This is a genomic window from Gilliamella sp. Bif1-4 (assembly GCF_001690535.1).
In the GTDB taxonomy this organism is placed as follows: domain Bacteria; phylum Pseudomonadota; class Gammaproteobacteria; order Enterobacterales; family Orbaceae; genus Gilliamella; species Gilliamella bombi.
In genome coordinates this window covers 92,108-110,904 of record NZ_LZHC01000024.1, presented here as the reverse complement: position 1 = coordinate 110,904, position 18,797 = coordinate 92,108, and the positions used below count along the sequence as shown (strand labels likewise).

At 33.6% G+C, this 18,797-nt stretch carries 19 protein-coding genes; 7 read left to right on the top strand and 12 right to left on the bottom strand.

The window, feature by feature from the left end; translation table 11 throughout:
* The first annotated feature begins 27 nt into the window (after positions 1-27).
* The gene (gene asmA, locus A9G25_RS03300; RefSeq protein ID WP_065625727.1) at positions 28-1,908 is read left to right on the top strand and encodes an outer membrane assembly protein AsmA; all 1,881 of its coding nucleotides are present in this window, start codon (positions 28-30) and stop codon (positions 1,906-1,908) included.
* Between the two features lie 63 nt (positions 1,909-1,971).
* Here asmA and hslU read toward each other — a convergent pair whose 3' ends face one another.
* The 10 genes from hslU to sucC form a co-directional block, all read right to left on the bottom strand.
* Complete coding sequence (hslU, locus tag A9G25_RS03295) at positions 1,972-3,297, bottom strand: HslU--HslV peptidase ATPase subunit (RefSeq protein WP_065625726.1); 1,326 nt, start codon at positions 3,295-3,297, stop codon at positions 1,972-1,974.
* A 23-nt stretch (positions 3,298-3,320) separates the two neighbouring features.
* Positions 3,321-3,848, bottom strand: a complete 528-nt coding sequence (hslV, locus tag A9G25_RS03290) for an ATP-dependent protease subunit HslV (RefSeq protein WP_025316169.1) — start codon at positions 3,846-3,848, stop codon at positions 3,321-3,323.
* Between the two features lie 148 nt (positions 3,849-3,996).
* Complete coding sequence (gene tolA, locus A9G25_RS03285; RefSeq protein WP_065625988.1) at positions 3,997-5,112, bottom strand: cell envelope integrity protein TolA; 1,116 nt, start codon at positions 5,110-5,112, stop codon at positions 3,997-3,999.
* 21 nt (positions 5,113-5,133) lie between these two features.
* On the bottom strand, positions 5,134-5,559 hold the full coding sequence (tolR, locus tag A9G25_RS03280; protein ID WP_065625725.1) for a colicin uptake protein TolR: 426 nt from the start codon (positions 5,557-5,559) through the stop codon (positions 5,134-5,136).
* A 2-nt stretch (positions 5,560-5,561) separates the two neighbouring features.
* The gene (gene tolQ, locus A9G25_RS03275) at positions 5,562-6,242 is read right to left on the bottom strand and encodes a protein TolQ (RefSeq protein WP_034909742.1); all 681 of its coding nucleotides are present in this window, start codon (positions 6,240-6,242) and stop codon (positions 5,562-5,564) included.
* Positions 6,243-6,638 (bottom strand): tol-pal system-associated acyl-CoA thioesterase, encoded by a 396-nt coding sequence (gene ybgC, locus A9G25_RS03270; RefSeq protein ID WP_141674984.1) that lies wholly within the window; start codon positions 6,636-6,638, stop codon positions 6,243-6,245.
* 291 nt (positions 6,639-6,929) lie between these two features.
* The gene (cydB, locus tag A9G25_RS03265; RefSeq protein ID WP_065625723.1) at positions 6,930-8,066 is read right to left on the bottom strand and encodes a cytochrome d ubiquinol oxidase subunit II; all 1,137 of its coding nucleotides are present in this window, start codon (positions 8,064-8,066) and stop codon (positions 6,930-6,932) included.
* Between the two features lie 12 nt (positions 8,067-8,078).
* Positions 8,079-9,656 carry a cytochrome ubiquinol oxidase subunit I gene (locus A9G25_RS03260; RefSeq protein WP_065625722.1) on the bottom strand — a complete coding sequence of 526 codons (1,578 nt, stop codon included), beginning with the start codon at positions 9,654-9,656 and terminating at the stop codon, positions 8,079-8,081.
* 98 nt (positions 9,657-9,754) lie between these two features.
* Positions 9,755-10,627: a succinate--CoA ligase subunit alpha gene (gene sucD, locus A9G25_RS03255; protein WP_034909750.1), complete on the bottom strand. Its 873-nt coding sequence runs from the start codon at positions 10,625-10,627 to the stop codon at positions 9,755-9,757.
* Between the two features lie 24 nt (positions 10,628-10,651).
* The gene (gene sucC, locus A9G25_RS03250; protein ID WP_065625721.1) at positions 10,652-11,824 is read right to left on the bottom strand and encodes an ADP-forming succinate--CoA ligase subunit beta; all 1,173 of its coding nucleotides are present in this window, start codon (positions 11,822-11,824) and stop codon (positions 10,652-10,654) included.
* Positions 11,825-12,002: 178 nt separating this feature from the next.
* On the opposite strand from sucC, the gene fldA reads away from it, so the two are divergent.
* From fldA to cls, 5 genes are all read left to right on the top strand, one after another.
* Positions 12,003-12,515 (top strand): flavodoxin FldA, encoded by a 513-nt coding sequence (gene fldA / locus A9G25_RS03245; RefSeq protein ID WP_034909753.1) that lies wholly within the window; start codon positions 12,003-12,005, stop codon positions 12,513-12,515.
* A gap of 79 nt (positions 12,516-12,594) precedes the next feature.
* Complete coding sequence (fur, locus tag A9G25_RS03240; RefSeq protein ID WP_034909755.1) at positions 12,595-13,053, top strand: ferric iron uptake transcriptional regulator; 459 nt, start codon at positions 12,595-12,597, stop codon at positions 13,051-13,053.
* A gap of 66 nt (positions 13,054-13,119) precedes the next feature.
* On the top strand, positions 13,120-13,662 hold the full coding sequence (locus A9G25_RS03235) for an inner membrane-spanning protein YciB (protein WP_065625720.1): 543 nt from the start codon (positions 13,120-13,122) through the stop codon (positions 13,660-13,662).
* 24 nt (positions 13,663-13,686) lie between these two features.
* Positions 13,687-14,142: an acyl-CoA thioester hydrolase YciA gene (gene yciA / locus A9G25_RS03230; RefSeq protein ID WP_065560601.1), complete on the top strand. Its 456-nt coding sequence runs from the start codon at positions 13,687-13,689 to the stop codon at positions 14,140-14,142.
* A gap of 6 nt (positions 14,143-14,148) precedes the next feature.
* Positions 14,149-15,612 carry a cardiolipin synthase gene (cls, locus tag A9G25_RS03225; protein ID WP_065625719.1) on the top strand — a complete coding sequence of 488 codons (1,464 nt, stop codon included), beginning with the start codon at positions 14,149-14,151 and terminating at the stop codon, positions 15,610-15,612.
* Between the two features lie 38 nt (positions 15,613-15,650).
* Here cls and cpdA read toward each other — a convergent pair whose 3' ends face one another.
* Both cpdA and nudF read right to left on the bottom strand, forming a co-directional pair.
* Positions 15,651-16,481 (bottom strand): 3',5'-cyclic-AMP phosphodiesterase, encoded by an 831-nt coding sequence (cpdA, locus tag A9G25_RS03220; protein WP_065625718.1) that lies wholly within the window; start codon positions 16,479-16,481, stop codon positions 15,651-15,653.
* Positions 16,482-16,648: 167 nt separating this feature from the next.
* Positions 16,649-17,278, bottom strand: coding sequence for an ADP-ribose diphosphatase (gene nudF / locus A9G25_RS03215; RefSeq protein ID WP_065625717.1), 630 nt, complete (start codon positions 17,276-17,278; stop codon positions 16,649-16,651).
* A 139-nt stretch (positions 17,279-17,417) separates the two neighbouring features.
* On the opposite strand from nudF, the gene tolC reads away from it, so the two are divergent.
* On the top strand, positions 17,418-18,761 hold the full coding sequence (gene tolC / locus A9G25_RS03210; protein WP_065625716.1) for an outer membrane channel protein TolC: 1,344 nt from the start codon (positions 17,418-17,420) through the stop codon (positions 18,759-18,761).
* Positions 18,762-18,797 lie beyond the last annotated feature (36 nt).

The following is an 18,797-nucleotide window of genomic DNA, read 5'->3' as shown; positions in this document are numbered from 1 at the left end:
TGATAACCATAAAGAAGGAACATTAATATGATCAAAAAAATATTGGTTATTCTATTTGCCTTAATTCTAGTCATAACAATTAGTATTGTTTCATTGATTGTTTTTGTTGATCCCAACAACTTTCGTGGGTTTATTTCTGATACAGTTAAAGATAAAACAGGATATGAATTATCCATCGATGGAAATTTACGTTGGCATATATGGCCACAAGTGAGTATTTTAACTGATTCAATTAAGCTAACTGATGCAGGAGCTTCAACCCCCCTTTTAACTGCAGATAATATGAGATTAGACGTTGAGTTACTACCTCTATTCTCCAAAAAATTATCAGTTAAAAATGTTTTTATAAAATCAGCAGTTATCAGTATCACCAATAAAAGTAAAAGCAATATTGCAAAAAATGGTACAAAAACATCATCTAATCCGACTACGAATAAACCAACTGATTCTAAAGATCAAAAAATTTCATCTAATTGGAAATTTAGCTTAAATAAATTTGAAGTTAATGATAGTACTGTGACATTACAACATAATAATGATTTAATTAACTTTAGAAATATTAATCTAGTGTTAGAACAAAATAGTGAAAAAAACATTTCCATCGATTTAAAAGGTAATATAGATAAAAATCAACAAGATCTATCTTATTTGATACATGCATATGTCGATTTAAATCAATTTCCAGAACAAGCATTAATCGATTTAAAAAAATTAGATTTTATTTATAAAGGTGTAGACAATTCAACAAAAGAGCTAAAAGGTAACATTAGCGGTGTATTTAACTACCAACACCCACAAATGTTACTTAAAAGTCAAAATTTAACTTTTTCAATTAATGAAAATCATTTTACTGCCGCAATAAATGCTGATTTAGCAAATAAACCATATATAAATTTGCAGTTAAATTCAGATAAAATCGATCTCACTTCGTTATTGAAAACAAGTCAGAATTCAAATAAAGAAGCAAATCCTCAACAAACTTCACCAGTTGTGTCGAATGTCACAAAAACCAATAATGAATTAAACTTTCTAAATAGTTTTAATGCTAAAGCTAAATTAAATATTAAACAGATTAATGCTAACAAAATAACATTAAATAATATTGACATTGATATGGCCAATGAGGAAGGTATTGCAATATTTAAAAATATTAACTTTGATTTTGCTAACGGCCATATAACTACAGCTGGTTTAGCAAATGGTAAACAAAAAAATACACTAATCAAGCTTAATACCACGATATCTAATGTTGATTTAAATACATTTTTTAATCAATTTAATATAGCACATGATCTAGAGGGTTTATTTAACGCTAATGGGACTTTAGAAAGCAACAGCTTATCTAGTTCTAAAATCTTAGCTAACTTGCAAGGAACTCTGAATATGGTAGTGACTAATGCGAGACTCAAGAATTTAAATATTCAAAGAATTATCCAAAATGCAGCAACTCAATATTCAAAGGATATCATGACTCCTGAAAATCAAAAAAAATATACTGAATTCCATAAAATTTCAGCTATTGGTAATTTGAGGGAAGGTAATTTGGAATTGTCGACATTAAATGCTAATTCTGAAACTCTTGATGTCGTTGATGGCTCAGGGCGAGTTGGTTTTTTAAAACAAGATTTGGATGTTAATTTAAACTTAAAAATATTAGGTGGCTGGAACGGTAAAAGTGAAACAATTAGTAAACTACAAAAGTTAACAATACCACTACGTATTTATGGGCAATTTGCTAATCTTCATTATCAAATAGATATGAGTAAATTAATTACCAATGCACTAAGCGATAAATTACAAGAACGTTTAGACAAGCTTCGCGAAAAATTAAAAACTCATGACTCTAAAGATAATTCAAAATCTAAATCAAAAGCTACAGATATCTTAGGAGAGCTAATAAGAAAGTAACAATAAAAAAGGTGAAGTTGAGTAAATTCATCTTCACCTTTTTATGTTTAGAAGTTAAACTTTTTATAAAATAAACTTACTTAGATCTTCATCGGCAACAAGCTTATCTAAATGATCACTTACATATTTAGCATCAATAGTCACAGTTTCTCCACCGAGTTCACTAGCTTCAAATGAAACATCTTCCATTAAGCGTTCCAAAACAGTATGCAACCTACGGGCACCAATATTTTCATTTTGCTCATTTACTTGCCATGCTGATTCCGCAATTTTACGAATGCCATCTGAGGTAAAATCGATGTTAACACCTTCTGTTGCCATTAGAGCTTTATACTGAACAGTAAGTGAAGCATTTGGTTCGGTTAAAATACGTTCAAAATCCTCACTTGTTAGAGCTTGTAATTCAACCCTAATTGGTAATCTGCCCTGTAATTCAGGAATTAAATCAGATGGATTTGCTGTTTGGAAAGCACCTGATGCAATGAACAAAATATGATCCGTTTTAACAGTTCCATGTTTAGTCGACACTGTACAACCTTCAACCAATGGTAGAAGATCTCGTTGCACTCCTTCACGTGAAACATCTGGGCCTGAAGAATTACCACGTTTACAGACTTTATCTATTTCATCAATGAAAACAATTCCATTTTGTTCTACTGCTTCAATCGCCTCATGTTTAAGATCATCAGGATTAACCAATTTAGCAGCTTCTTCTTCAATGAGTTGTTTGAGCGCATCTTTAATCTTCATTTTACGTGGTTTTGTTTTTTGTCCACCTAAATTTTGTAACATCGACTGTAATTGATTGGTCATCTCTTCCATACCTGGAGGAGCCATAATTTCAACACCAATATTAATACCAGCTAACTCGATTTCTATCTCTTTGTCATCAAGTGAACCTTCACGTAATTTTTTGCGGAAAGCTTGTCTTGCTGTTGTATTATTATCTTCAACTTGTCCCCACCCATCTTTAGCTGGCGGTACAAGTACATCCAAAATGCGCTCTTCAGCTAATTCTTCCGCTCGATTACGATTGCGTTCAATCGCCTCTTGCCGAATCATTTTTACTGCAGAATCAGTTAAATCTCGAATAATTGAATCAACTTCTTTACCCACATAACCAACTTCAGTAAACTTAGTCGCTTCTACTTTAATAAACGGCGCATGCGCTAATTTGGCTAAACGTCTTGCAATTTCAGTTTTACCAACACCTGTTGGCCCAATCATAAGTATATTTTTTGGTGTAACTTCATGACGTAATGTTTCATCTAGTTGCATACGACGCCAACGATTACGTAACGCAATAGCAACGGAACGTTTTGCTTTTTCTTGCCCAATAATATGTTGATTTAGTTCGCTTACAATTTCACGAGGAGTCATTTCAGACATAGTTAAATTTCTCTTAAATCAGATTAATAATTAAGTTCTTCAATTGTTTGGAAATTATTGGTATAAACACAAATGTCTCCAGCAATCGATAATGATTTTTGCACAATATCGTGTGCAGAAAGTGAGGTATTATCTAGTAGTGCTCGTGCCGCTGCTTGCGCATAAGGGCCTCCAGAACCAATAGCAATTAAGTCATCTTCTGGTTGAATAACATCACCAGTACCTGTAATAATCAATGATGCACTTTCATCAGCAACAGCAAGTAGTGCTTCTAGCTTACGTAGCATTCTATCTGTTCGCCAGTCTTTAGCTAGTTCGACAGCTGCTTTAGTTAAATGCCCTTGATGCATCTCTAGTTTTCTTTCAAACAGTTCAAATAGTGTAAAAGCATCTGCTGTACCACCAGCAAAACCTGCAATCACTTTGTTATTATATAAACGGCGAACTTTACGAGCATTACCCTTCATAATAATACGTTCGCCTAGCGTAACTTGCCCATCGCCACCTATAACCACTTGCCCTTCACGACGGACACTGACAATTGTCGTCATATTCTGCTCCTTCTTTCACTTAAGTAACTTTATTCGGAATGAATAGACTATATATTGGGATGATTAATATAATTTCAACATTTTAATTTGAAGATATTGTTAATTTATTTTAAAAAATTTCTGGAAATATAGCGTTTGTGAATAAAAACTATTTTGGTTGAAAGTCAATTGTCATTGTTTTTACTTGATTATAAAATGTGCTCGCAGGTTTTGGAATAATTGCTTGTTTAGTCGCAGAAAGGGCTTCGCGACATAATGCATCATCACCACCTTTTGCACTAACATCAAGCAATAAACCATCGGGTGCAATTTGAATTTCTAACACACAATTTTGGCCACTATACAATTTATTTGGATTAATAAATTTATTACTAATTGCATTTTGAACTAATGATTTGTATTTATTTATCTCTCCATCTGAAACACCTTTACGACTAGCAGCACCACCTGATGGATTAGATGTGCCTGATGTTAACCCGCTTAGTAAATTATCAAGTTCTTTATCTTTTTTAGCTTGTGCAGCTCGCTTAGCTTTATCAGCAGCAGCTTTTTCAGCGGCTTGCTTTTTTGCTTGTTCTTCTTTTTCCTTAGCTAACTCAGCTTGTTTTTGTTCATTTTCGATTCTCTGCTTTTCAATAATTTCCTGTTCAGCTTTAGCTTTAGCTTCTTGTTCTGCTTTTTGTTTAATTAACTCTTCTTGTTTACGTTGATTTTCCTCACGTTGCTTTTCTAATAGCTCTCGTTCAGCTTTTAATTTAGCTTCTTGCTCGGCTTTTTGTTTAGCCAGTTCCGCTTGTTGTTGCTCTAAACGCTGCTTTTCGGCTTGTCTTTGTTGCTCTTCTAGCTGTTCTTTAGCTTTACGTTCATCTTCTTCTTTTTGCCTTGCAATCCGTGCCGCCTGTGCAGCCTCTGCCTCTTTCTTTTGTAGATCTTCTACTTTTAAGCGCTCTCTTTCTAACTCTTTAAGTCGTTGCTGTTGAGCCAGTTGCTGTTCTTGTAAAGCTTGAGCCTGCTCTTCTATTTGTTGCTGCCTTTGTTGCTCAGCCCGCTTTTGGCTAATCTGTGTTTTTAGTTGTCTTTGGTATTGTTCATTCATTACAGAAGGATCAACCATAATAGCATCGATAGAGTTGCCGTTAAAGCTACCATAATTAACATCATTACTATACATAACTCGGTAACCTAAAATAATAATTAAAATGATATGTAGTATAATAGATATTACAATAGCTATACTTAATTTTGAATTTGACTTATGAGACATTGCTGACATCTTTTATAATATTTAAATTGGTTGAGTCATTAATCCTACAGACTTAACACCTGCTGATTGTAATAAATTCAACGCTTTTATAATTTCTTCATAGGGAACATCTTTAGCTCCACCAACTAAAAACACTGCCTTTTCATTAAGCAACAGATGTTGCTTAACTTCTGCAACAATTTTTTCTTGTGGTAAATTAGCTTGACGATCCTGCTCAATAATTAGCGCATAAACTCCAACACCTGACACTTCAATAATGATTGGTTTAGTTTCTGATGGTGAAATCGTCTTAGATTCCGATGCTTCAGGTAGATCAACTTCAACACTTTGACTAATAATTGGTGCCGTTGCCATAAAAATAAGCACTAATACTAATAGTACATCAAGTAAAGGTACTATATTGATCTCAGATTTAGTCGAATAACAAGAACGTCTGCTTCTACTCATAATTATTTCCTAACAGCAACTGCTTGGCGTTGTAAAATTGCAGAAAATTCATCAATAAAGTTAAGATAGCTTTGTTCAATTCGACTCACACTCAATGATAAACGATTATAAGCAAGTACGGCAGGAATAGCAGCAAATAGACCAATTGCGGTTGCAATTAATGCTTCAGCAATCCCTGGCGCAACCATCTGTAACGTTGCCTGTTTAACTGCACCTAAAGAAATAAATGCATGCATAATTCCCCAAACAGTACCAAACAAACCAATATATGGACTAATAGAACCTACTGTACCTAGAAAAGGAATGTGTAATTCAAGGATATCAAGTTCACGATTCATAGCTAAACGCATAGAACGCAATGCTCCATCTAAAGCAGATTCTGCCATATTTGGATTAATTTGATAAAGCCGTGAAAACTCCTTAAAACCTGAATAAAAAATATGCTCTGTACCACTAATTTCTTCTTTATAAAATTTCGCTTTATCAAATAAAATATTTAAATCATCAGCAGCCCAAAAACTATTATCAAATTCCTCAACTTGTTTTTTAGCTTTTCCTAAAATCTTACTCCGTTGAAATATAATAGCCCATGATATAACAGAAAAAGTAAGTAGCAATAACATAACACATTGTACTAACAGACCCGCTTGCAAAAATAGATTAATAATGTTCAGATTTTCCACTTATATAAACTCCAAAACTAATAACTTAGGAAGCCCGCATGGCTTCATCTTAGCGATATCTACACAGGCAATAAGCACATCTGCTGTGCTGATAACTCGTTCATTTTGATTAACAATAGTCTGTTTGAAAATAATAGATGCTTTGCGAGTTTGATCCACCTTAGTACTAATAGTAAGCATATCATCTAAACGAGCAGGAAAATGGTAGATAATATCCATCTTTTTAACAACAAACGCAATATTTTCTTGTAATAAGGTCTGTTGGCTAATTCCTAGTTGTCTTAAAATTTCAGTCCTTGCTCTTTCAAAAAATGCTAGATATCTAGCATGATAAACTACACCGCCTGCATCTGTGTCTTCATAATAAACTCTTGCATTCCAATTGAATTGTTTCATATCCAAATCACACTAATCAAATTTGGTGTTATTATATCTGAATATAAACTTCCCTGCACTATGATATAAAAAACAGCAAATGAAAACAATTATCATTTTTCTTTATTGCTAATATTTTACTTACTAATTAAAAAGGTGACTATTTGTCACCTTTTTATTAATTTATACTTGATATTATTTGTTATTAGTTTCTTTTTCGCTACCCCTTTCAACTAACAAACCTGTAACAGCCGATAGCATACATGCAGCAATAATTCCTATAAACCACAAAATGTAATACATAATAGTTCCTTAATAAAGAGAATGTTTATTATTTTCAATATGATTTTTATCTAGTCTTCCAAACATTTTGATATATGACCAAATAGTGTATATAAGGACAATAGGTAAAAATATAAGAACCACAATAAACATAATATTAAGTGTTAATTGGCTTGATGATGCATCCCATATTGTTAAACTTGCATTTAGCATAATGCTTGAAGGCATAATAAATGGAAAAGTTGCAATACCATAGGTAAATAAAACACAGGCAATTGTTAATACTGATGAAATAAATACTAATGCATTTTTGTTTAGACTAGAAAAAAGAATAGTAAGCAGTGGTAACACCATACCTAAAACAGGGACTATCCATAAAACTGGATAATTCAGATAGTTATCTAACCATGAAGCATCAGTAGAAACTGTTTTAGTCAATGGATTAGATGCTGCATTATAATCAATCACACTGGTAACTTCATAACCATGAATGCCAAATGCAACCCAAACTCCAGCCAAAACAAATGCAATTAACATTACTAAGCTAGCAATTTGTGTAGCCTTTCTGGCTCTTAAATAAAGTTCCCCTGATGTTTTCATTTGTAACCAAGCACCACCATGAGCAACAAATAACATTAAGCTAACAACGCCAGTCAACAATGCAAAAGGATTAAGCAAACCAAAGAAGTTACCATCATAAAATACACGATAAGAGTTATCAAATCGGAAAGGAACACCTTCTAATAAGTTACCAAAAGCAACACCAAAAACTAATGCTGGCACAAAGCTACCTGCAAAAATACCAGCATCCCATAAATTACGCCATTTTGAATTTTCTAGTTTACTACGATAATCAAAACCAATTGGTCTAAAAAATAGCGCACAAAGAACTAAAATCATTGCAATATAAAAACCAGAAAACGACGCAGCGTATACCATTGGCCAAGCAGCAAATATTCCTGCACCAGCAGTAATTAACCATACTTGGTTACCATCCCAATGAGGAGCAATTGCATTAATCATAATGCGACGTTCTGTATCAGTCTTACCAATAAATGGTAATAAAATACCGACGCCCATATCAAACCCATCTGTTACAACAAAACCGATTAAAACAACACTAATCAGCACCCACCAGATGACGCGTACAATCTCGTAATCAATCATTGTGTATACTCCCTATGACCTATCTGTTACTGGTTGTGTTTTTTCGTAATGATAATTGCCTGTACCTAAAGAACTTGGTCCTAAGCGAGCAAACTTAAACATTAAGAATAATTCAGCAATTAAGAATAGTGTATAAAGTCCACAAATAAGAACCATAGTGAATAACACTTCACCAGCTGTTAATGATGAATTTGCTACTCCAGTCGGTAAGATGTCTTGAATTGCCCAAGGTTGACGTCCATACTCGGCAACAAACCAACCTGACTCACATGCCAGCCAAGGGAACGGTAAAAAAAGAATTAATATGCGGTGTAACCAACGCTTTTCACCAATTTTATTTTTATAAGTGGTCCATAAAGCAAACCCAGTCCCCAAAATCATTAATACACCAAGACCAACCATAACTCTGAAAGCCCAGAATAGAGGCCAAACTGTAGGAATTGAGTCTTCTGCCGCAGCCTTTATATGCTCTTCAGTAGCCTGAGGTATAGCCAAATTATCACGATCAGTAAAACGCTTGACTAAATAACCATAACCTAAATCAGACTTATTATCTTCAAAAGCTTTCAGTACATTAGGGTCTTGATTACCCTGATGGATCTTCTCCAAATTGCTATAGGCTAATATCCCATTGCGAATTCTTTTTTCATTATTTGCTAAAATATCTTTTAATCCTGTTACTTGAGTATCAAGTGAACGAGTGGTCATTATTCCCATAACATATGGGATCTCTATTGCAAACAAATTTTCTTTATTGCTTTGTGATGGAAAAGCAATAACATTAAATGATGCTGGAGCAGGTTGAGTTTCCCATTCTGCTTCAATTGCTGCAAGTTTAGCTGGCTGAACAGTTGTCATCTCATGACCTGCTTCATCACCCATAATCGCCACAACGATTGACATAATAAATCCAAATGTGGCTGCAACAGAGAAAGATCGTTTGGCAAAGGCAACATCACGTTTTTTTAACAAATAGTAAGAGCTAATACTTAAAATAAAAATAGCACCTGTTAAATAACCTGCTGCAACAGTATGAACAAATTTATATTGGGCAACTGTGTTAGTAATTAACTCATAGAAATTAGCCATTTCCATGCGTGAATTAATAGGGTTAAATTCAGAACCTATTGGAAATTGCATCCAACCATTAGCAACTAAAATCCAAAGAGCTGAAAGGTTAGAACCAAATGCGACACACCAAGTCACCATTAAATGTTTACCACGGCTTAATCTATCCCAGCCAAAGAAAAACAAACCTACCATGGTTGATTCTAAAAAGAATGCCATTAAACCTTCAATAGCTAACGGTGCACCAAAAATATCTCCCACATAATGCGAATAATAAGACCAGTTAGTACCAAATTGAAATTCCATGGTTAAACCTGTTGCGACACCTACTGCAAAGTTGATACCAAACAGTTTACCCCAGAATTTTGTCATATCTTTCCAGACTTGCTTACCACTAACAACGTATACCGTTTCCATAATTGCTAGCATAAACGCTAATCCTAGCGTTAATGGAACAAAAATAAAATGATACATTGCAGTAAGAGCAAACTGGAGCCGTGAAAGTTCTACTATATCTAGCATAAACGCTCCCTAATCCTTAAATGCTCACAAATTTCTACGTTATTGCCAAGCATTATACACCGATAATCACAGAATAAAATTGATATACATCAAAAAATTTATATTTTGAGTTGTTTTTTTACTGCATCACCTATATCGGTAAGGCTTGTTACAACTGTAATACCTGCAGATTGCAATGCTTTAGATTTTTCTACCGCTGTTCCTTTCTTTCCTGAAATAATTGCACCTGCATGCCCCATACGTTTTCCTGATGGAGCTGAAACACCAGCAATATAAGCTATAACAGGTTTAGTTACATGTTTTTTAACATATTCAGCTGCTTCTTCTTCAGCACTACCACCAATTTCACCTATCATTACAATAACTTCAGTTTTAGGATCTTGCTCAAGCAATGCTAAAATAGAAATAAAATCACTACCAGGTATAGGGTCACCTCCTATACCTATACATACGGATTGCCCTAAACCAATATCCGTTGTTTGTTTAACCGCTTCATAAGTTAACGTTCCAGAACGCGAAACAATGCCAACCTTTCCTGCACGATGAATATGTCCAGGCATAATACCAATTTTACATTCATCAGGAACAATAATACCCGGGCAATTTGGTCCAATCATTACAACATTATTTTGTTGTAATTTTGCCTTAACAACAAGCATATCTAGAGTTGGAATACCTTCGGTAATACAGACTATTAGTTTAATGCCTGCATCAATCGCTTCCAAAATAGAATCCTTACCAAATGCTGCTGGCACATAAATAACACTAGCTGTTGCACCAGTTGCAACAACCGCTTCTTTAACAGTATTAAAAACAGGTAAACCTAAATGGGTTGTTCCTCCTTTACCTGGTGTCACACCACCAACTAACTTAGTACCATAGGCAAGCGCTTGTTCAGAATGAAAAGTTCCCTGACTACCAGTAAATCCTTGACAGATAACTTTTGTTTCTTTATTAACTAAAATTGACATAATAACTATTCTCCATGCGTCCTATTATTTGGCAACAGCAACAATTTTTTGGGCCGCATCTAGTAAACTTTCGGCAGTAATAACATTTAATTTACTTTTAGCTAAAATTTCTCGAGCAAGCTGTGCATTGTTACCTTCAAGGCGAACAACAACAGGAACAGTAAGACCTATTTCTTTAATTGCACTAATAATTCCATCGGCAATTAAATCGCAACGAACAATACCACCAAAAATATTAACTAAAATCGCTTTCACGTTTTTGTCAGATAATATTAACTTAAATGCTTCAGCAACACGCTCTTTCGTTGTGCCACCACCAACGTCCAAAAAGTTAGCTGGCGAACCACCATGTAGTTTAATAATATCCATAGTTGCCATCGCAAGACCTGCACCATTAACCATACAACCAATATTGCCATTTAATGATACATAGCTAATACCTTGTTTTGCGGCAATTGACTCACGTTCATCTTCTTGAGTTGTGTCCCTTAAAATATTTAAATTAGGATGTCTAAAAATGGCATTATCGTCTAACACAACCTTTGCGTCTAAACAAATTAGTTCATCGGAATCAGTAATCGCTAATGGATTGACTTCAGCTAATGAAACATCATTTTCTAAAAATAGTTTTGCAAAATTAACAAATAACTTTGTAAATTGATTAATTAATTTACCTGTTAATCCCAATTTGAACGCAAGTTCACGCCCTTGGTAAGCACAAGGGCCAGTTAACGGGTCAAGTGAAGTTTTATAAATTAAATATGGTGTTTTTTCAGCAACGCTTTCAATATCAACACCACCTTCTGTCGAAGCCATAATTACTACACGCTTGGAACTACGATCGACCACTGCTCCTAAATAAAGTTCTTTCTGAATATTAGACGCTTTTTCAATTAAAATCTTATTAACTGGTTGACCTTTATCGGTGGTTTGATAAGTAACTAGATTTTGCCCTAACCATTTTTCAGCAAATTGCATTATTTCACTATAGTTTTGAGTACAAATAACACCACCAGCTTTACCCCTTCCCCCTGCATGAACTTGACATTTAGCAACCCAAGCTCCTAAATTTGTCCCTGAAGATAATTCAGCTAATGTATCTTGTATTTCACCGATTGAGTTACAAACATACCCTTCAGGTACAGGCAAATTATATTGTTTAAAAAGATATTTAGATTGATACTCATGCAAATTCATAATGAAATTCCACAGCCTAATTTAATATAAAAAATAGGCAATAATTTTAATGCAAGATAAATAAATTGTATAGCACATAATAACTTATGTTCTGTGTAATTTAGAATTATTGCTGATAATAAGTGACAATGATATACTCCTAAAATATTTTAATATCATAGATAGTAAAGGTACAAATATGAAACAAGTTGGTATTTTTTTTGGTAGTGATACAGGTAATACAGAAAATGTAGCAAAGCAAATCCAACTCATTTTAGGTAGTGACAAAGCTGATCTTTTCGACATTGCAAAAGCCACTAAAGAAAACATTGAACAATACGATTACCTATTTTTCGGTATTCCAACTTGGTACTATGGTGAATCTCAAGCTGACTGGGATGACTTTTTTCCCAATTTAGAAAAAATTGATTTTAGTGGTAAAACAGTGGCTATCTTTGGTTGTGGCGATCAAGAAGACTATGCAGAATATTTCTGTGATGCTATGGGAACACTCCGCGATATTATTGAACCTAAAGGAGCAAAAATTGTTGGACACTGGTCAACCGAAGGTTATAGTTTCGAAGCATCTAAAAGCTTAATTGATGACACTCATTTCATTGGTTTAGCCATTGATGAAGATCGTCAACCAGAATTAACTGAAGAACGTATTAACAATTGGGTAAATCAAGTCAAAACAGAAATGAAAATTTAGTCTATTGAATTGATTTCTTTTATTTACCGTACATAGTTCCTATAATGAATTATGATCAATAAATTAATTGGGAAGTAATATGACAAATCATGATAATGATAATAACGAAGCACTCAAAAGTGCTGGTTTAAAGGTTACGTTACCACGATTAAAGATTTTAGAATTATTACGAGATCCTTCATGCCAACACATTACTGTAGAAGATCTTTACAAAAAACTACTTAATATGGGGGAAGAAATTGGACTTGCAACAGTTTACCGTGTTTTGAATCAATTTGATGATGCTGGAATTGTTACTCGTCATAACTTTGAAGGTGGCAAAGCAGTATTTGAACTAGCAACACAACAACATCATAATCATTTAATTTGTTTAGATTGTGGCGAAGTATTTGAGTTTCGTGATGATATTATCAATGCTAGACAAAAAGAGATTGCCGAACAATATGGTGTTAATTTAACTTTTCACAGTTTATATCTATATGGCCATTGCCAGTCGGGTGATTGCAAAGCCCATCCCGAACTTCATCACAAAAAATAAGCCTATTCCAATAGGCTTTTTATTTAGAATATATCAATTCATCTTTAGTGCTAGGACAATAATTGAATGAAACAACTTTTAAATTTTATTCCTCTTGTATTCTTTTTTGTATTTCTAACCAAGTATGATATTTTTGTTGGCGTTCAAGCATTAATGATTGCTGCTACCTTGTGTTTTCTTCTTGTTCTAATTTTATATAGAAAATTAGATAAAGTAGAACTAATTTCTTATCTGATGGTTATGGTTTTTGGTGGATTCACACTCTATATGCGTGATCCTAATATCATAAAATGGAAAGTAACTATTATTAATTTCTTATTTGCCTCAGCCCTATTAGTTAGCCAATTTTTTTTCAAAAAAAACCTACTTCAAACAATGTTAGGGAAAGAAATACAACTAGAGATAAACATCTGGAATAAATTAAATTTATTATGGATCTTCTTTTTTATATTATGTGGCACCATTAGTTTAGGTGCGACCTATTACATGACAGATGATTTCTTTTGGATATTTAAAGTATTTATTTTACCTAGTGCATCCTTACTATTATCGTTGATATCAGGTATCTATATCTATAAAAATATGAATAAAGATACCGAAAATAAATAAATTGTACATACGGAGTAATTTAGCATGACACAAAATATAGCCCCTAAAGGTCAATTAGTACTTAGAACGCTAGCAATGCCTGCTGACACTAATCCGCATGGTCACATTTTTGGTGGATGGATAATGTCTCAAATGGATCTCGCTGGAGGTATTTTATCAAAAGAAATAGCCAGAAATCGAGTTGTAACCGTTAATGCTAGTAGTATTACATTTTACAAGCCCGCAATGGTAGGAGATGTTGTTTGTTGTTATGCTCATTGCATCAAAACTGGAAAAACCTCTATCACAATTGGTATTGAAGTTTGGGTTAAAAAAGTCATAGATACATCGGATTCAACACAACGGTTTTGCATAACAGATGCCGTATTCACATATGTTTCAGTAGATAAACATAATAATCCAAAACCATTACCTGAAGTATTTCAAAATTATGATTGTACTAAAGATCCAATAACCAAGTTAAACCTAACTGATAGCTAATTAAATATGCAATTTACCTCATTTCATGCATTAATTAGTACTTTGATCTTCCTTATTTATTGGTTGATCATTGTTTCAACAACTTTACGGATTGTCTTTAAGCGAAGACCGACAACTTATGTTATTGCATGGATGCTGGTTATTTATATTTTACCGCTTGTCGGTGTGATTCTTTATTTTTCACTGGGCGAAGCTCACTTAGGTCAGCAACGAGTTAAACGCGCACAAAAAATGCGCCCGACTATTTCCAAGTTTATTAACCAACTAAGTGACTTTCCTGACATATTCACCAACAAAGTCAGCCAAGTCAGCAAACCAATTTTTCAACTCTGTAAACATCAAACTGGTCTTGATGGAATTAATGGCAATCATATTGAGTTACTGAGTGAAACAAATATAATTTTTAACCGTTTAATTGATGATATAAATCATGCAACATCAAATATCGAAATGGTATTTTATATATGGAATGAAGGCGGTCGTGCTGATGATGTCGAGCAAGCACTTATTCAAGCAACTAAACGAGGTGTAACTTGCCGATTAATGGTTGATTCTGCTGGTAGCAGACATTTTATTAAAAGTAATGTTAGTAAAAGAATGCGTGATGCTGGTATCATCATTGTCGAAGCCTTACAAGTAAATTTACTTCGATTTATGTTTAGACGGTTGGATTTACGTCAACACCGCAAAGTAGCTATTATCGATAACTATATATCTTATACTGGTAGTATGAATATTGTCGATCCGCTTTACTTCAAACAAAATAAACATGTTGGCAAATGGGTTGATATCATGGTCAGAATGAATGGCCCTGTCACAACACTCATGGGCGCCCTATATGCCAGTGATTGGGAATTAGAAACAGGCAAATATTTAGCCCTACCAAAAATTACTGATTTTGCTGAACCACCAGAAGATAATAAACACATTATGCAATTAATTGCATCGGGTCCAGGTTATATGGAAAACATGATCCACCAAGTGTTATTAACGGCAATTTATTCGGCACAAGAACAAATTATTTTCACTACACCTTATTTAGTACCAAGTGATGATATTTTACATGCTGTATGCACAGCGGCACAGCGAGGTGTTGAAGTCATCATCATCATTCCCAAAAATAATGACTCACTAATGGTTAAATGGGCAAGCCGAGCATTTTTTTCCGAATTATTAAATGGTGGAGTAAAACTTTATCAATTTAATGATAATTTGCTACATACCAAAAGTGTTTTAATTGACAATCAATTAAGTCTTGTCGGTACTGTCAATTTAGATATGCGCAGTTTGTGGCTTAATTTTGAAATTACAGCTGTGATTGATGATGCAGAGTTCGCTAAATCTTTATCAAATCTCTTACAAAAATATTTATCTAATTCAGATGAAATAAATACCAAAGAGTGGAATCAACGCCCTATTTGGCAACGCATTGTCGAGCGGCTTTTTTACTTTTTCGCACCTTTGTTATGATTATTAACCAATTTTAAGCTTATTATGATTACTATCTGCTAATAACCATTTTGAGAAACATCTGGCAAAAACTGATTATCCTTTAATCGATAAACATCACTATCAATAGAACCATCAATCTTAAGTGTGATTTCCCGCCAACCTGGTGCATCGTCGCTTGATAATTGAAAATCGTAACATTCAGGTTTAAATTGAAAGCAAGTTGAAGGAGTTGAAAATGCCTTACAATTATGCCAAACATAATCTTGTTTTTGATGAATGTGCCCCCAGCCAATTCCTTTTACATTGGGATGTTTTTGAATAATTTTCTCTAACTGATCACTATTTTTTAAAATATGATGATCTAACCAATAGCAACCAGAATTAACTGGATGGTGGTGTAAAAAAACTAACGCATTTCTATTAGGATGTTCAGTTAAAACATTGTGTAAAAACTTAAGTTCAGTTTCAGATAAGAAACCATAAGCCTGACCAACAACTTGGCTATTTAATAAAACAATCAACCAGTTATCTCCTAACAAAACTACCTTATTATCAGCAAATTGATAATTTGCAAACACATCTTGCATATACGAATAATTATCATGATTGCCAGCCAGCCACACACAAGGAGTATCAAACTTAATTATTTGTTCGGCAAAACGAGCATAAGCTTTTTTAGAACCATCTTGTACAAAGTCGCCAGTTGCTACAATTAAATCAAACTTCTTATTACTAAGTTCAACTTCATTTATAACCGCTAGAAAGCTTGCATTAGAATTAACACCAAGCAATGAACCATTATCATCAGCGAAAAGATGAGTATCAGTTATATGTAATATTTTACCGTAATTTTTATTACAGATTGGAAGTTTTAGAAATGACTCCAAAATTCACCCCAATTGTCTATTAATCTATAATCATGGTTAATAATGTCAACAACACAATAGACATTGTGACTGAAAAAATAATTTATTATAAATCCTAGCATTCTATTAAAGTGTAAAATAGTTCACACATTTATGAAAGAAATAATTAAAAATGATGACTAAAAAAGTTATTTCCACTCTTTTCTTAATAACTCATGATTAAGTTCTAACCATTGAAGCGCAATAATTGATGCAGCATTGTTAATCACTCCATCTTTAACCCATTGATAAGCTTGAACTCGACTTACTACATGAACTTTAATATCTTCACTTTCCTCGTCAAGACCATGAATACCTTCAGCGGTTGATGAGTCAACTTCACCTACAAAAATGTGCAATTGTTCAGTTAAACCTCCAGGAGATGCTAAATAACTGATAATGGGTTTACATCTACCAATAACAACTCCCGCTTCCTCCATTGCTTCACGTCTTGCTACTTCTTCAAATGACTCATTCTCATGATCCATCATACCTGCAATAAGTTCTAGTATCCAAGGACTATCTTGGGTTTCAATAGCAGCAATCCGGATTTGCTCAATTAGCACAACTTCATCACATTTTGCATCATATGCTAAAAGTACAACCGCATGCCCACGTTCTAAAATTTCACGAGTTACAATCTCACTAATTGAACCATCAAATTTTCGATACTGAAAACGATATTCAAGCAAAGAAAAAAAACCTTTGTACAAGATTCGTTTTGTTAAATTAAACACATCATTTTTGTCAAAATTTACCAGACTGTTTTTAATTTTCATAAAAGTTCCCGAATTTAAACTGAATTTGAATAAAAAGTGCGAATGACACACAAACTATACTTACTATATACTAATTATCTGTTAAAATTACACCATTAAAAATACTACTATATTTTAATGATTTTTAAAGAGAAGATTGATGAAAAAAACCTTAACCTTTTTAATTGGCTTAGCGTTAAGCCAATCTGTCTTTGCTGAAAATTTGATACAAGTTTATGAACAAGCAAAAGAAACTAACCCAGATCTACGCAGTTCATTAGCTGAAAAAAATAAAGCATACGCAGCAATTTCAGGTTCTCGAGCAAGTTTACTACCACAAGTTGGTTTAAGTGCTTCCTATGGTGTTACTCATGGTCGACGTGATACAAGTGGAGTAAAATCTAAAAGTGGCAACTTATACCAAGTCGCATTATCTCAAAGCATTTTTAATTTCTCAAATTGGAAAGCCTTAGATATTACTAAAAAACAAGCAAGTATTGCCGATATTGCCTATCAATACCAAGGTCAAACATTAATCTTAAATACTTCTGTCGCTTATTTTAATGTATTAAAAGCACTTGATGCATTAAGCTTTATTGATGCACAGAAAAAAGCAATTGGCCGTCAGTTAGAACAAACGCGTCAACAACATCAAGTTGGTTTAGTTGCAATCACTGATGTACAAAACGCTCAAGCTAACTATGACTTAACTGTTGCACAACAAGTTAATGCATTAAATGATTTAAATAATGCCATTGAAGCATTGCGACAAGTAAGTGGTCGTTTTTATTCAAGTTTAGCAAGTGTCAATACCAATACATTTAAAACAGAATCGCCAGCACAAATCAGCGCACTGTTAAAACAATCTGAAAAATCTAATCTTAATTTATTAACAATGAGGTTAAATCAAGACATAGCGCGTGAACAAATCAAACTCTCACAGGCAGGACATTTACCTACAGCAAGTTTAGATGCATCAACTAATTTGAATAAAACTGATAGATACGGTAATAGCGTAGGGACTGGTGCTCATGGTAAATCTTATTCAGGGAATAACTATGTTGGCGTCAGTGTAAACCTACCTATCTTTTCAGGTGGTGCAACAATGTCTAAAGTTGAACAAGCACAACAAAATTACGTGAGCTTTAGCGAAAAATTAGAAAGCACCAATCGTGGCGTGATTAATCAAGTGCGCTCATCGTACAACAACATTTCATCATCAATAAGTGCAATTAAAGCTTATCAACAAGCGGCGGTTTCTGCACAAAGTTCATTAGAAGCAACCAATTCTGGCTATCAAGTTGGAACACGAACGATTGTTGACGTATTAAATGCAACAACTCAACTATACAGTTCTAAACGGAATTTATCTGATGCAAAATATAACTATTTAACCAGTTTACTACAATTAAAATATGCAGTAGGAACTTTAACTGCTAATGATTTAGTTTATCTAAACAATATGTTAGGTAAAGAAGTAAGCACTTTAGCTACAATAAAATAATTATAGAATCAATTATGGTAATTATAAAAAAGGCGA